At 67.0% G+C, this 13,569-nt stretch carries 11 protein-coding genes and 1 pseudogene; 2 read left to right on the forward strand and 10 right to left on the reverse strand.

Features of this window, described 5'->3' with window-relative positions:
* Positions 1-382 precede the first annotated feature (382 nt).
* Genes lpdA through L6D89_RS14455 form a run of 4 tightly spaced genes read right to left on the reverse strand, consistent with a single transcriptional unit; the run spans position 383 to position 5,372 of the window.
* Positions 383-1,789 carry a dihydrolipoyl dehydrogenase gene (gene lpdA, locus L6D89_RS14440; RefSeq protein ID WP_236200207.1) on the reverse strand — a complete coding sequence of 469 codons (1,407 nt, stop codon included), beginning with the start codon at positions 1,787-1,789 and terminating at the stop codon, positions 383-385.
* 17 nt (positions 1,790-1,806) lie between these two features.
* The gene (locus L6D89_RS14445) at positions 1,807-3,090 is read right to left on the reverse strand and encodes a dihydrolipoamide acetyltransferase family protein (protein WP_236200208.1); all 1,284 of its coding nucleotides are present in this window, start codon (positions 3,088-3,090) and stop codon (positions 1,807-1,809) included.
* Entirely contained in the window at positions 3,091-4,143 is a 1,053-nt protein-coding gene (locus L6D89_RS14450) for an alpha-ketoacid dehydrogenase subunit beta (protein WP_017518320.1), read from the reverse strand.
* Entirely contained in the window at positions 4,140-5,372 is a 1,233-nt protein-coding gene (locus tag L6D89_RS14455; RefSeq protein WP_233299807.1) for a 3-methyl-2-oxobutanoate dehydrogenase (2-methylpropanoyl-transferring) subunit alpha, read from the reverse strand. The genes L6D89_RS14450 and L6D89_RS14455 overlap by 4 nt, the downstream gene beginning before the upstream one ends.
* Positions 5,373-5,644: 272 nt before the next feature.
* Here L6D89_RS14455 and L6D89_RS14460 point away from each other — a divergent pair, with 272 nt between their 5' ends.
* Positions 5,645-6,106: an Lrp/AsnC family transcriptional regulator gene (locus tag L6D89_RS14460; protein ID WP_024762520.1), complete on the forward strand. Its 462-nt coding sequence runs from the start codon at positions 5,645-5,647 to the stop codon at positions 6,104-6,106.
* Between the two features lie 219 nt (positions 6,107-6,325).
* Here L6D89_RS14460 and L6D89_RS14465 read toward each other — a convergent pair whose 3' ends face one another.
* A complete protein-coding gene (locus tag L6D89_RS14465; protein WP_236200209.1) occupies positions 6,326-7,288 on the reverse strand; it encodes a GlxA family transcriptional regulator in 963 nt (320 codons plus the stop codon).
* A 262-nt stretch (positions 7,289-7,550) separates the two neighbouring features.
* Between L6D89_RS14465 and L6D89_RS14470 the strand changes: the two genes are divergently transcribed.
* A complete protein-coding gene (locus L6D89_RS14470; protein WP_236200210.1) occupies positions 7,551-7,793 on the forward strand; it encodes a DUF2790 domain-containing protein in 243 nt (80 codons plus the stop codon).
* Position 7,794: 1 nt separating this feature from the next.
* On the opposite strand, the gene L6D89_RS32790 is transcribed toward L6D89_RS14470, so the two are convergent.
* The 5 genes and pseudogenes from L6D89_RS32790 to L6D89_RS14490 form a co-directional block, all read right to left on the reverse strand.
* Complete coding sequence (locus L6D89_RS32790) at positions 7,795-8,550, reverse strand: methyl-accepting chemotaxis protein (protein WP_373874956.1); 756 nt, start codon at positions 8,548-8,550, stop codon at positions 7,795-7,797.
* 102 nt (positions 8,551-8,652) lie between these two features.
* Positions 8,653-9,918, reverse strand: a pseudogene (locus tag L6D89_RS32795) (HAMP domain-containing protein); the annotation flags it as partial.
* A 21-nt stretch (positions 9,919-9,939) separates the two neighbouring features.
* Positions 9,940-11,277 (reverse strand): alginate export family protein, encoded by a 1,338-nt coding sequence (locus L6D89_RS14480; protein ID WP_236200212.1) that lies wholly within the window; start codon positions 11,275-11,277, stop codon positions 9,940-9,942.
* Between the two features lie 229 nt (positions 11,278-11,506).
* The gene (locus L6D89_RS14485; protein WP_236200213.1) at positions 11,507-12,454 is read right to left on the reverse strand and encodes a helix-turn-helix domain-containing protein; all 948 of its coding nucleotides are present in this window, start codon (positions 12,452-12,454) and stop codon (positions 11,507-11,509) included.
* A gap of 92 nt (positions 12,455-12,546) precedes the next feature.
* Positions 12,547-13,566: a phosphotransferase enzyme family protein gene (locus L6D89_RS14490; protein ID WP_236200214.1), complete on the reverse strand. Its 1,020-nt coding sequence runs from the start codon at positions 13,564-13,566 to the stop codon at positions 12,547-12,549.
* Positions 13,567-13,569: the final 3 nt, after the last annotated feature.

Genomic DNA, 13,569 nt, shown 5'->3' on the forward strand with positions numbered 1-13,569 from the left:
GCCTGTAGGAGAAAAATGTACCAAATGGTTAATTTGGTCAATGTGAGCGAGGTTCAAGGCAGCTTGCGGCGAAAATCCAATAAGAGTGCCTAATGCGCAGGGAACATCGGGGGATTGCCCCGGTTGCACGCCGGATTCGAAGATGCCTGGAAGTCCACTTTCCGTGCGGTGATCGACCATGGGTAGGAGCGGACTCCGTCCGCGATCGGTTCAAGACCGCCGAGAATTTCCAGCAAGCACAATCCCCTGTAGGAGCGAGCTTGCTCGCGAATCAGCGCCGTACGGGACCACAGGTTCGCGAGCAAGCTCGCTCCTACGAAAAGCGTTGGGTAAAACGACCCGCCATGCGGCGGGTCAGAGGGGAAGCCTGGAGAGTGCGGCTTCAGACGTGCAAGGCATGCCCCAGCGCGCGCAGTGCGGCTTCCTGCACTGCTTCGCCGAGGGTTGGGTGGGCGTGGATGGTGCCGGCGATGTCTTCCAGGCAGGCGCCCATTTCCAGGGACTGCACGAAGGCCGTGGACAGCTCGGAGACCGCCTTGCCCACCGCCTGCCAGCCGAGGATCAGGTGATTGTCCTGGCGCGCCACCACGCGGACAAAGCCGTCGCTGGACTCCAGGGTCATGGCGCGGCCGTTGGCGGCGAACGGGAAGTTCGCCGTCAGCACCTCGTAACCGGCGGCTTGCGCCTGCTCGGGCGACAGGCCGACCACCACCACTTCCGGATCGGTGAAGCACACCGCCGGGATTGCCGTAGGGGTAAAGGCGCGGCGCTTGCCGGCGATGATCTCGGCGACCATCTCGCCCTGGGCCATGGCGCGGTGGGCCAGCATCGGTTCGCCGGCGAGGTCGCCGATGGCCCAGACGTCGCGCATGGAGGTGCGGCACTGCTCGTCGATACGCACGGCGCGGCCGTTCATGTCCAGGCGCAGGGTGTCGAGGTTCCAGCCGGCGGTGTTGGGGTGGCGGCCGACGGCGACCAGCACCTGGTCAGTCTCGATCACCCGTTGCGAGCCGGCGCCATCCTGCACGCGCAGGCCTTTGCCGTCCGGCTCCAGGCCCATCACGCTGTGGCCCAGGTACAGCTCGATGCCGAGCTTGCGCAGGGCGTTGGCCACCGGCTTGGTCAGTTCCTCGTCGTAGGCCGGCAGAATGCGCGGCTGCGCTTCCACCACCGTGACCTCGACGCCCAGCTTGCGGTAAGCGGTGCCCAGTTCCAGGCCGATGTAGCCGCCGCCCACCACCGCCAGGCGCTTGGGCAACGCCTTGGGCGCCAGCGCTTCGGTGGAGGAAATCACATTGCCACCCACCGGCAGGAAGGGCAGCTCGACGGATTTCGAGCCCGCCGCCAGCAGCAGGTGTTCGGTGTGGATGTGCTGCACGCCGCCTTCGCTGAGGTCGACCTCGACGGTCTTGCCGTCGACGATTCTGGCCCAGCCGTTGACCACGGTGACGCCGTGCTTCTTCAGCAGTGCGGCGACGCCAGTGGTCAGGCGGTCGACGATGCCGTCCTTCCATTCCACGGTGCGCTGGATGTCGATGCTCGGCGCCTGCACGCTGATGCCCAGCGGCGACTTGCCGGCGAATTCGCGGGCCTTGAGGTATTCCTCGGCGGCGTGGATCAGCGCCTTGGACGGGATGCAGCCGATGTTCAGGCAGGTGCCGCCGAGCGCGGCGCCTTCCACCAGCACGGTGCGGATGCCCTGTTGGCCGGCGCGGATCGCCGCGACGTAGCCGCCGGGGCCGCCACCGATCACCAGCAGGGTGGTTTCGAGAGTCTGGTTCTGTTTCACGTCTCTGGCTCCACTCATCAGTCGATGAACAGGGTGGCGGGATGTTCGAGCAGGGCGCGCACGGCCTGGATGAAGGCCGCTGCATCCATGCCGTCGACCACCCGGTGATCGAAGGAGGAGGACAGGTTCATCATCTTGCGCACGATGATCTGCCCGTTGATCACCATGGGCCGCTCGACCATGCGGTTGACCCCGACGATGGCCACTTCCGGGTAGTTGATCACCGGCGTGCTGACGATCCCGCCGAGCGCGCCGAGGCTGCTCAGGGTGATGGTCGAGCCGGACAGTTCCTCGCGGCTGGCCTTGCCATGCCGTGCAGCTTCGGCGAGGCGCGCGACTTCCGCGGAGTTGCCCCACAGATCGCGGGATTCGGCGTTGCGCAGCACCGGCACCATCAGGCCGTTGTCGCTCTGGGTGGCGACGCCCAGGTGCACCGCGCCGTAGCGGGTGATCACGTCGGCATCGTCGTCATAGCGCGCATTGAGCTGCGGGAAGTCGCGCAGGGCGACGACCATGGCGCGGGCGATGAAGGGCAGCAGAGTGAGCTTGCCGCGCGCCGCGCTGTGCTTGGTGTTGAGGTGGACGCGCAGGGCTTCCAGGTCGGTAACGTCGATCTCCTCGACGTAGCTGAAGTGCGGGATGCGCCGCTTGGCCTCGGCCATCTTCTGCGCGATCTTGCGGCGCAGGCCGATTACCGGGATCTGGTGCTCGTCGTGGCGCGCGGCGTAGCCGGAGGCAATGGTCGCGCCGCCGTGTTCGAGGAAGTGTTCCAGGTCTTCCCGGAGGATGCGCCCGGCCGGGCCGCTGCCCTGGACGAACTGCAGTTCCACGCCCAGGTCGCGGGCGCGCTGGCGCACGGCCGGCGAAGCCAGTGGCTTCTCGCCCGGTGCACGGCGCGGCGCCGGAGAGGGAGCGGGCCGTGCGGCCGGGGCGACAGGTTTGTTCTCGACGCGCGGTGCCGACTTGGGTGCTTCTGCTACCGGTTCAGGCTTGGTCACCGGCTGGATCGGTGCTTCTCCGTGCGGCTTGGCCTGCGCGGCTTCCTTGTGGTTGCCGTGGCCTTCCACTTCCAGGCGGATCAGTTCGCCGCCCACGGCCATCACCTGGCCCGGTACGCCGCCCAGGGCGAGGATCTTCCCGGCCACCGGCGAGGGGATTTCCACAGTGGCCTTGTCGGTCATGACTTCCGCCAGCAGTTGGTCCTCATGGACCTCGTCGCCGACCTGGACATGCCACTCCACCAGCTCGACCTCGGCGATGCCTTCGCCGATGTCCGGCATCTTGATGACGTGAGTGCCCATTCAGACCTCCATGGCGCGCTTGAAGGCCGCGCCGACGCGGGCGGGGCCGGGGAAGTAGTCCCATTCCTGGGCGTGCGGGTAGGGCGTGTCCCACCCGGTGACGCGGGCAATCGGGGCTTCGAGGTGGTGGAAGCAGTTCTCCTGCACCAGCGACATCAGCTCGGCGCCGTAGCCGCAGGTGCGCGTGGCTTCGTGAACGATGACGCAGCGGCCGGTCTTCTTCACCGACTCGACGATGGTGTCCAGGTCCAGCGGCCAGAGGCTGCGCAGGTCGATGATCTCGGCGTCGATGCCGGTTTCCTCGGCGGCGGTCTGGGCCACGTAGACGGTGGTGCCGTAGGTCAGCACGGTCAGCTCGGAGCCGGGGCGGGCGATGGCGGCCTTGTCCAGCGGCACGCTGTAGTAGCCCTCCGGCACCTGGCTGGCCGGGTGCTTGGACCAGGGCGTCACCGGGCGGTCGTGGTGGCCGTCGAACGGGCCGTTATACAGGCGCTTGGGCTCGAGGAAGATCACCGGGTCGTCGTTCTCGATGCAGGCGATCAGCAGGCCCTTGGCGTCGTACGGGTTGGACGGCATGACGGTACGCAGGCCGCAGACCTGGGTGAACATCGCCTCCGGGCTCTGGCTGTGCGTCTGCCCGCCGTAGATGCCGCCGCCGCAGGGCATGCGCACCACCATGGGCACGGTGAAGTCGTTCACCGAGCGGTAGCGGATGCGCGCGGCTTCCGAAACCAGCTGGTCGGTGGCCGGGTAGACGTAGTCGGCGAACTGGATTTCCACCACCGGGCGCAGGCCGTAGGCGCCCATGCCCACGGCGGCGCCGATGATGCCGCTCTCGGAGATCGGCGCGTCGAATACGCGGGAGGTGCCGTACTTCTTCTGCAGGCCCTCGGTGCAGCGGAACACGCCGCCGAAGTAGCCGACGTCCTGGCCGAACACCACGACGTTGTCGTCGCGCTCCAGCATCACATCCATCGCCGAGCGCAGCGCCTGGATCATGGTCATGCTGGTGACGGCCTGGGCGTTCTCGTGTTGCGGGTTCATGGCATTCATACCCCAAGCTCCTGGCGCTGCCGGCGCAGGTGTTCCGGCAGGTCCTTGTAGACGTCGTCGAACAGGTTGGCGGCGCTGAACACGTGGCCGTCGACCAGGGAGCCGTGGCGCTCGGCCTCTTTCTGCGCGGCGATCACTTCGGCTTCCAGTTCCTTCTTCAGCGCTTCGTGCTGGTCGTCGGACCAGATGCCGAGGCCGACCAGGTGCTGCTTCAGGCGGGCGATGGGGTCGCCGAGGGGGAAGTTGGTCCAGTCGTCTGCGGGGCGGTACTTGGACGGATCGTCCGAGGTGGAGTGCGGGCCCGCGCGGTAGGTGACCCATTCGATCAGGCTCGGGCCATGGCCACGGCGGGCGCGCTCGGCGGCCCATTGCGAGGCGGCGTAGACGGCGAGGAAGTCGTTGCCGTCCACCCGCAGCGAGGCAATGCCGCAGCCTACGCCACGGTTGGCGAAGGTGGTGCCTTCACCGCCGGCGATGGCCTGGAAGGTGGAGATCGCCCACTGGTTGTTGACCACGTTGAGGATCACCGGCGCGCGGTAGACGTGGGCGAAGGTGAGGGCGGTGTGGAAGTCGGATTCGGCGGTGGCGCCATCGCCGATCCAGGCGGACGAGATCTTGGTGTCGCCCTTGATTGCCGAGGCCATGCCCCAGCCGACGGCCTGGATGAACTGGGTGGCGAGGTTGCCGGAAATCGAGAAGAAGCCCTTCTCCCGGCTGGAGTACATGATCGGCAGCTGGCGGCCCTTGAGCGGGTCCTGCTCGTTGGAGAGCAGCTGGCAGATCATGTCCTTGAGCGGGTAGTCGCGGGTGATCAGGATGCCTTGCTGACGGTAGGTCGGGAAGGTCATGTCGCCGTCGCGCAACGCCATGGTGTGGGCGGTGGCGATGGCCTCTTCGCCCAGGCACTGCATGTAGAAGGACATCTTCTTCTGGCGCTGGGCGGTGAGCATGCGCGCATCGAAGATGCGCGTCTTGAGCATCAGGCGCATGCCGCGCAGCAACTGCTCGTGGCTCAGCTCCGGGGCCCAGGGGCCGACGGCGTTGCCGTCTTCATCGAGCACGCGCACCAGGCTGAAGGCCAGGTCGGTGGTCTGCGCCGGTTCGACGTCGATGGCGGGCTTGCGTACCTCGCCGGCGGGCGAGAGATGCAGGTAGGAGAAGTCGGTCTTGCAGCCCGGGCGTCCGGTGGGTTCGGGGACGTGCAGGCGGAGTGGGGCGTAGTCGGTCATGGCGGGTCTCCAGTTGTGATCGTGGGTGTGGATCAGCAGACGGAAGAGGCCATGCCTGGCGGGCGCACCCGGCCGGGTAAGGCTACGGTGCGGGTGCCGCGCGGGGTCGCGTGGCGGGTGGTGACATCACTCATGGTGAGGTCCTCGGTTGTTGTAGTTGTGGTTTCAGTATAGGTGTGACCGATTGGTTTTTTGCTCCAAATTGACTAGCTCAGAGCTTACGGATTAGTGTGTTTGCACTATAAAAACAGCACTGAGTAGTACGACCGAAAATGGCTGATCTCGACCGCACCGACCTGAAGATCCTCCGCGCCCTGGCCGACGATGGCCGCCTGTCCTGGCGCGATCTGGCGCAGAACATCGGCCTGTCGCTGACCCCGACGCTGCGCCGGGTCCGCCGCCTGGAGGAGGAGCACTACATCCAGGGCTATTTCGCCCGCCTCGACGAGGAGCGCCTGTCCGGCGGCATGAGCGTGTTCGTCTCGGTGTCCCTGGAAAAACAGACCGGCGACTACCTCGCCCGGTTCGAAGAACGCATCGTCCAGGCGCCGCAGGTGATGAGCTGCTTCCAGATGACCGGCGACGCCGACTACATGCTGCGGGTGGTGGTGAAGGACCTGTCGGCCTACCAGCTGTTCCTGACCAACACCCTGACGCAGATTCCCGGCGTGGCCGGGATCAAATCGGCCTTCGCCCTGAAGTCGGTGATGCTGCGTTCGGCACCGCCGATCTAGCCGGATACCTCGGTGTAGGAGCGAGCTTGCTCGCGAACCTGTGGCCCGGCATTACTTCGACCCGATCGCGGATGAATCCGCTCCTACAGCAGCCGGCACCTTTCCCGCCAGGCGTAGGAGCGGATTCATCCGCGATGGCTCGCCGCAGGCACTGAAACGTCGGCGGAGCGCGGTTCGCGAGCAAGCTCGCTCCTACGAAGAGCACCACAGACCTGCGCATCAGCCGTTGCGGCGGAACTGCTCGCGATACTGCGTCGGCGTCACCCCAAGGTGCTGCACGAACACCAGGCGCATCCGTGCCGGGCTGCCGAAGCCGCAGCGCCAGGCGATTACTTTCAGCGCCAGGTCACCGCCTTCGAGCAGACCTCGTGCGGCATCGATACGGGCTTGCTGAACAAACTCCGCGGGCGTTATTCCGGCCTCACGGACAAAGGTGCGGGCGAAGCTGCGCGGGCTCATCGCCACTTCGGCGGCCAATTGCGGCACCCCCAGCGGCTGCTCCAGGTGCTCCTGCACGTAGCGCTGGATGCGTGCCACGGGTGAAGTTTCATCGGCGGGGGCCTGCAGGAAGGGGCTGAACTGCGATTGCCCGCCCTGACGCTGCGCCACCACCAGCAGGCGCTTCGCAACGGATAGCGCCACCGCCGCGCCGTGGTCTTCCGCCACCAGCGCCAGCGCGAGATCGATGCCGGCGGTGACGCCCGCCGAGGTCACCAGCGCGCCATCGCGAACATGGATGCGATCCGGCTCGACCTGCGCCAGAGGGAACAACTCCGCCAGTCGCCGGGCGTCGCTCCAGTGCGTCGTCACGCGCTTGCCGTCCAGCAGCCCGGCGTGGCCAAGCAGGAACGCGCCGGTGCAGATCGAGCCGTAGCGCGGTGCCTGGGCGCAGGCCGTGCGTAGCCAGTCGAGCAACGGCGCTGGCGGTAACTCTTCAGGCAGTGCCGCGCCGCCTGGCACCAGCAGGATATCGGCCGCGCCGGGACCCTGGTCGATGCTGGAGTCCGCACCCAGCAACTGGCCGTTGGAGGCGCGCAAGGGGAAGGGCTGCGCGGCGAGGGTCAGAGCCTGATAACCCTGGCCAGCAGGCACGAAGGCATTGGCCTCGGCGAACACATCCAGCGGCCCGGAGACATCCAGCGCCTGCACGCCGGGGAACAGCAGCATGGCTACGCGTTTCATGGCATCTCCCGATCCGATCGATGGCGTTCATTCTTGCGGCGTATCGCCCTGGCTGCAATCGGTCAGCGGGAGCGAATCCTGCCATTCAGGCAGCGGGCGGCGTGACAATCAAAGACGAAGGGCTACCGGCAAGGCGTTACTGTTGCGTGAGCTGCAGAAATGCATTGTCGAAGTCGCTCTGGGTCGGTAGGGCCTCATCGGCTAGATTTATCGCAGTGGGCCACGATCGACGCGACCCGCGTGATCCCCCGAGGTGCCTGCCATGCAACCCACCCTTTGCGCGCTGTTCGCCATTCCCGCCTTGCTGCTGTCCTTCACCGCTTTCGCCGAGGAGGCGGCCGATTACCACTACGGCATGCCGCTGGACGTGGCCAAGGTGCTGAGCATCAGCCAACCCAACGAGCGCTGCGAAGTCAGCCAGGCCACCATGGTCTACCTGGATTCCCAGGGCCAGCAGCACACCCTCAAGTACCTGCGCCAGACCCCGTGCTGCAGCGACATCTGAGTCAGGCGCGGAACTGCTCGACCAATCCCTGCTGCCGGCTGGCCAGGTCGTTCAACGAACGACTGGCGCTGGCGGCCTGCTGTGCGTGCTCGGAAATGCTCTGGGTGACGTCGCGGATGCCGGCGATATTGCGGTTGATCTCCTCGGCGACGCTGCTCTGTTCCTCCGCTGCGCTGGCGATCTGCAGGTTCATCTCGCTGATCAGGTTCACCGCCTCGCCGATCCGCCGCAGCGCGTCGATGGCCTGGCGCGCCTGATCGACGTTGCCCTGGGCCTGGGCGAAGCTGCCCTGCATTGCCTGGGTGACCGAGTGGCCGCGGGCCTGCAGGTTCTCGATGACGTTGCGGATTTCCTCCACCGACTCCTGGGTGCGCCGGGCCAGCCCGCGCACTTCGTCGGCGACCACCGCGAATCCGCGCCCGGCATCGCCGGCGCGCGCCGCCTCGATGGCGGCGTTGAGGGCGAGCAGGTTGGTCTGCGCGGCGATGCCGCAGATGACTTCGAGGATCGAGCCGATCTGTTCGTTGCTTGCCGCCAGTTGCTGTAACTCGGCCATGGCCTGGTGCATGCCGGCGGCCAGCAGGTCGATGCCGCTGTTGGTCGCGTCGAGCGTGCGGAAGCCGTCATCGCAGGCCTGTTCCGCCGTGCGTGCGGCGTCGGCGGCGCGTGCTGCGCTGCGCGCGGAGTCCTGGGCAGTGGCGGACATCTCCTGGAGCGCGGTGGCGACCATGTCGATCTCGCGGAACTGTTGCTGCATGCCGTCGCTGGTCTGCCGGGCGATCTGCGCCGAGCGGTCGGCGCTGGAGTGCGCCTCGCGGGTTGCCGACTGCACGGCGGCGATGCTCGGTTGCAGCTTGTCGAGGAAGCGGTTGAAGGCGCTGGCCAGACGGCCCAGTTCGTCGCGGCGCGGGTAGTCCAGGCGGCGGGTCAGGTCGCCTTCGCCGTCGGCGATGTCTTCCAGCATCCCGGCCAGGCGCAGGATCGGCCGGCTGATGCCCAGTGCAGTCAGCGCCACCAGCAACATGCCGAGCAGGCCGGCGGCGATGCCGATGCCGATTTCCAGCGCGGTGCTGCGCCAGCGCAGGTCATCCAGGGTGCCTTTGAGGCGCTCCGCCGGTGCCAGCAGCACCGCGCGCGGCACGCTGAGCAGAATGCCCCAGGGCGCGGCGTCCGGCACCGGCGCGAGGCTGTGCAGCACGCTGATGGACTCGCCGTCGTCGTTGGACTGCGAGCGTCCGGCGGCGATCTGCGCGAGCACGGCCTTGTCGTCGAACTTCTGCCCCAGCTTCGAGGCGTCGCCGCTGTCGCTGGCGACCAGGCCGTTGGGGCTGAGGATGCGGATGCGACCCTGGCCGTCGAACAGGCTGCGACTCCCTTCTGCGCTGCTCTGCTGCAGGGCCGCCAGGTCGATATCGAAGCCTACGGCGGCGATCGCCTTGCCGTTCTCCAGCAACGGCAGGGTGACGCTGCTGACCAGTCGGCGCTGGCCCGAGGCGTCGTCGAAGTAGGGGTCGAGCACGCAGGGCCGGGCGTGCCCGGTGGAGCAGGTGAAGAAGGCGTTGTAGGGCTGGCCGGCGGGGCCGGGCGTGGTGTCGCCGAGCACCTGTTCGGTGCCGATGACCCGCTGGGTGTCCTTGCCGTTCTGCAGCAGGTAAAGGGCGAAACGCCCGGTTTCGTTGCTGCCGAGGTCTTCACGGGCGGCGAACTGGCTGTCGGCGGTGTCCAGTGCATTGGGCTGGAACACCAGGAACAGGCCGAGCAGTTCCGGGTGTGCGCCGAGGGTGTCGGCCATCGCCTGGTTGAGTTCGGTACGCAGCGTGGCGGAATCGAGGACGCCCCGATGCTGCTGCGCGCGCAGGGTCTGCACGGTGCGCAGCAGGCCTTCCCCGAGCAGCAGGTTGTTCTGCAGACGCTCGCGGATCAGCAGCGCCTGCACCTGGCCCTGGGTTTCCAGGTTGTGCCGCGCGGCAACGGCGAACAGTTCGCCGCTGTCGTGCGCGATGGTGCGGCTGTCCTGGCGCGCCTGGTACAGCGAAAGGCCGATCAGCACGCTGGCGACCAGCAGCAGGCAGAGGCCCGCCAGCCAGGTGATGCGACCCTGGATCGAAGTCAGGAGGCTGGGCATGGCGGGCTCGTTGTCGTCGGCTCAGAAGGTGGTGGAGAACAGCAACTGGCTGTACAGGTTGCTGTTGTCGTTGCCGATCTGGGTACCGCCTTCGGCCGCGCTCTTCTTCGGCTGGTACAGGCCCACCAGCGGGATGATCACCAGGTGCTCGTTGATTGCCCATTCGGCGTAGAGGTCCAGCTCGCGGCCGTCGGTGTTGCCCAGGTCGGTATCCAGGGTGTGGAAGTCGAAGAACTGCGCACCGATGGAGAGGTTTTCCAGCGGCGTGACCTTGGCGCCGATGTTGTGTACGCGGGTGTTGTTGTTGAAGGGGCCGGAATAGTTGCCCGCCACCTCGCCCTGGAACCAGGTGCCGAAGCCGCGGCTGAAACCGTAGAAGAGGGTGTCGTAGCCTTCCGAGAAGCGGCTGAAGCGATAGCTGACGTAGGGCTTCCAGGTGACGTCGGAGAAGGTCCAGCCGGCCTCGAGGTACCAGGCATTGGCGGTGTCGTCGCTGTACTGGGCGTTGTCCTTGTCCTGCCAGGCGTATTCGCCGGAGAGGAACAGGTTCTCCACGCCGGCATTGCCGGTGCCGCGCAGGCTGTAGGTCTTCATGTCCTTGCGGTCGAGCTGGATCGGCGAGGCGTAGCGCTCATCGATGTCGGTGACGTCGATGTAGGTCAGGCCGAAGGTCGCTTCCGGGGCAACGTGCTCCAGGGTGGCGACGTACAGCTCGGAGTTGGCCTGGGCGCGGTTGTCCGACTTCAGGCGCATCAGGTCGCCGCGCCAGCCTTCCTTGCCACCGATGCGCAGCACCGCGGTTTCGTCGAAGTCACGGCGTGCCGCCAGGTAATAGCCGCCACCGCGGTTGTATTCGCCATCGGCCAGGCCCTTGCCCATGTTCAGCGCGTCGCCGTCGATCAGGAAACCGTCGCCGACCACGATGTTCTGGCGGCCGACGGACAGGTCGATGCCATCCTCGCCCAGCATCGGGAACAGGCCTGCCGAGCGCCAGCCGGCATAGGCGTCTTCGATCTTGGTGGTGCGCTCGGAACCGTCGCTGAAGCCGGCGGCATCGCCGTCGCCCCAGGTGCCGGAGCTGAGCAGGTTGAAGGCGCCATAGGCGGTGCCTGCGCCGCCCAGCTTCTGGTCGCCGCTGAGGCCGTACTTGATGAAGCCTTCCTGCCAGGAGGAGGAGCCTTCATCCAGGGTGCCGGTCATGTTGTAGCGTTCCTGACTGTGAAACAGCCCGAAGGTCGCGGAGAGGTCGGCATTCAGGTGCGTGTCGTCGGTCGCGTACAGCTCGTAGGCGCTGGCGGAACTGGCCCCGGCGATGAGCAGGGCGAGCAGGGTGGGGCGCAGCACGGCGGCGTGGGTCATGGTGAAGGCATCCGTTTCGTTATTGTCGATTGAGGGGATGTGACTTCTGCCGATGCTAAGTAAGGGCTGGCGTTGTGCCGTTGCTCCTGTCTGCCAAGTGATTGGGTGTGGTTGCCAGAACCGACAGTGGTGCTTTTTGCAGGAGCGAGCTTGCTCGCGAACGAGTCATCCGACGGTGCCAGCGTCAAGCGGGGTTCGCGAGCAAGCTCGCTCCTACAGGGGGCAGGATTCAGCGCGAGCGCGAGATCAGTGACGGTTGTTCCGCGTACAGGCGCTTGTACAAGGTCGAGAAATGGCTGGAACTGGCAAAGCCCAGGTCCAGCGCCAGGTGGGTGATGCTCTGCTGCGGCTCCTGCTTGAGCCGCCGCCGTGCCTCGGCCAGGCGCAGGCTGAGGAAGAACTGCTGCGGCGTGCTCTGGCAGATCTGCCGGAAGCAGTACTGCAGGGTGCGCTGGCTGGTGTTCAGGCTCTGGCTCAGCTCCAGCAGCGACAGCGGTTGGGCGAAGTCCGCCTGCATGCGCTCGATGGCCGCGAGGACCAGCCGGCGATGTTGCTGCAGCGAGCGCGGCGCACCTTCACGGCCATTGCCGGGGAGGATTTCCTCCAGCGCCTGCAGCACATGGCTGAGCACCAGGGCAACGGCATGCCCGGCCTGCTGTGGGTCGTCGACCCGCCAGGGCTCGCTCTCGAAGGCGGCGATGGCATCGCACAGGCTGCGCCGCAGGCACCCGGCTCCGCTCGGCGAAAGTTGCAGGCGACCCTCGGACAGCGCGCGCTCGAACAGTTCGCGCTCTTCGGCGCCGAGCAGGCGTTCCAGCTGCGGCTGGCTGAAGGTCAGGCCGAGCATGTGGATTTCCCCGGCAGCGCAGATTTCCATTTCACGACCGCCTTCGAGCACCAGCAGGGTGTCGTCGTGCAACGCCTGGCCGTTGAAGCGCGAATCGGCGCTGGCGCGCAGTGGAATACCGATCACCAGGTGGCCGGCCGGTGGCGCCATGTTCTCGTGCAGGTGCAGGTTGGAGTGTTCGTAGATCAGCGCGGCATCGGGCAACTGCACATGCAGCAGCTCCGCCTGCAGGCGGCCGTGGCCGAGCTGGGTGTAGTCCTGGCTCCAGCCGGCGAGGGCGCAGGCCAGTTCATCGGAGTCGGTTGCCTGGTGGCGGGCTATGCCGGTCATGGCGGTTCACCTCGGTTGTGCGCCGAGTATCGGTCAGCGCTGGCGCGCAGGCTTGTGCCTGCGCGCCAGGGTATTGCGGCGCTCTGCCAGTTTCAGCGGCCGGCGAGGTAGGCGGCGGCCAGTGTACAGGCCCGCTCGATGAGCATGGGCGCCAGTTCCCGAGCGGTTTCGCTGTTGCGCCGGGTGTGCACCCAGCCCAGGTAGGTGGTGCCGCGCAGGGCGAGGAACAGCGGCAGCGCGGCGCGGTCGGCGGCGGACAGCGGCTTGACCGAGTCGTAGCCGGCCAGCAGTGCCGCCTGGATCTGCGCCAGGCGCGGATCGTCCAGGCAGAAGTACAGCGCGGTGGCCAGTTCGAACATGTGCCAGCCGAAGCCGGCATCGTCGAAGTCGATCAGTTGCAGTTCGTCGCCTTCGAGCAAGAGGTTCTCCGGCACCAGGTCGGCGTGGATCATGCCGAAGTTGCCCAGGCTCCGCCCGTAGCGGCGCAGGTCCATGCGCGCCTCCTGGCGGGCGCGTTGGAGCAGCTCGCGCTGCTCGTCACTGAGCAGGTCCAGTTCCCAGAAGGGCCCCCAGAACGGTTTGGCGCCGACCAGGCCTTCTTCGTCCCAGGCATGCCGGGTGAATTCGTTGGGCTGGTGCCACTGGGCCGAGTTCAGGTGGATGCGCGCGGCGACGGCACCGGCCTGATGGAACAGCGCTTCGATGTCGCCGCTGGCGCTCAGGCCCTGCTCGGCGGAGCCCAGGGTGCTGCCGCCGAGCCAGCCGAGCATGTCGACGTAGCGCGGTTCATCAAGGGCGGCGCTGTGCACTTCGGCCAGGTGTTCGCCGTTGCGGGTACGGATGATGCTCGGCACGCCGATACCGCCGGCGGCCAGTTGCTCCATCCAGGTCAGCTCCGAGCGCAGCGCCGCTTCGCTGTGATAGCCGCCGCGGTGCACGCGCAGGGCGCTGCGCGTGCCGTCGCTGCGGGTGGCGCAGAACACCGCGTTCTCGCGGTACTTGAGCAGTTCCAGGCCGACGAAATCGCCGTCCCAGTGGCGCAGGGCGTCCAGCGCCAGGTCGCGCAGGCAGGCGATCTGCCGGTCGTGATCGAGCATCGAGAAGTCAGTCATGGG

Source organism: Pseudomonas pseudonitroreducens, assembly GCF_021603645.1.
Lineage (GTDB): Bacteria > Pseudomonadota > Gammaproteobacteria > Pseudomonadales > Pseudomonadaceae > Pseudomonas > Pseudomonas pseudonitroreducens.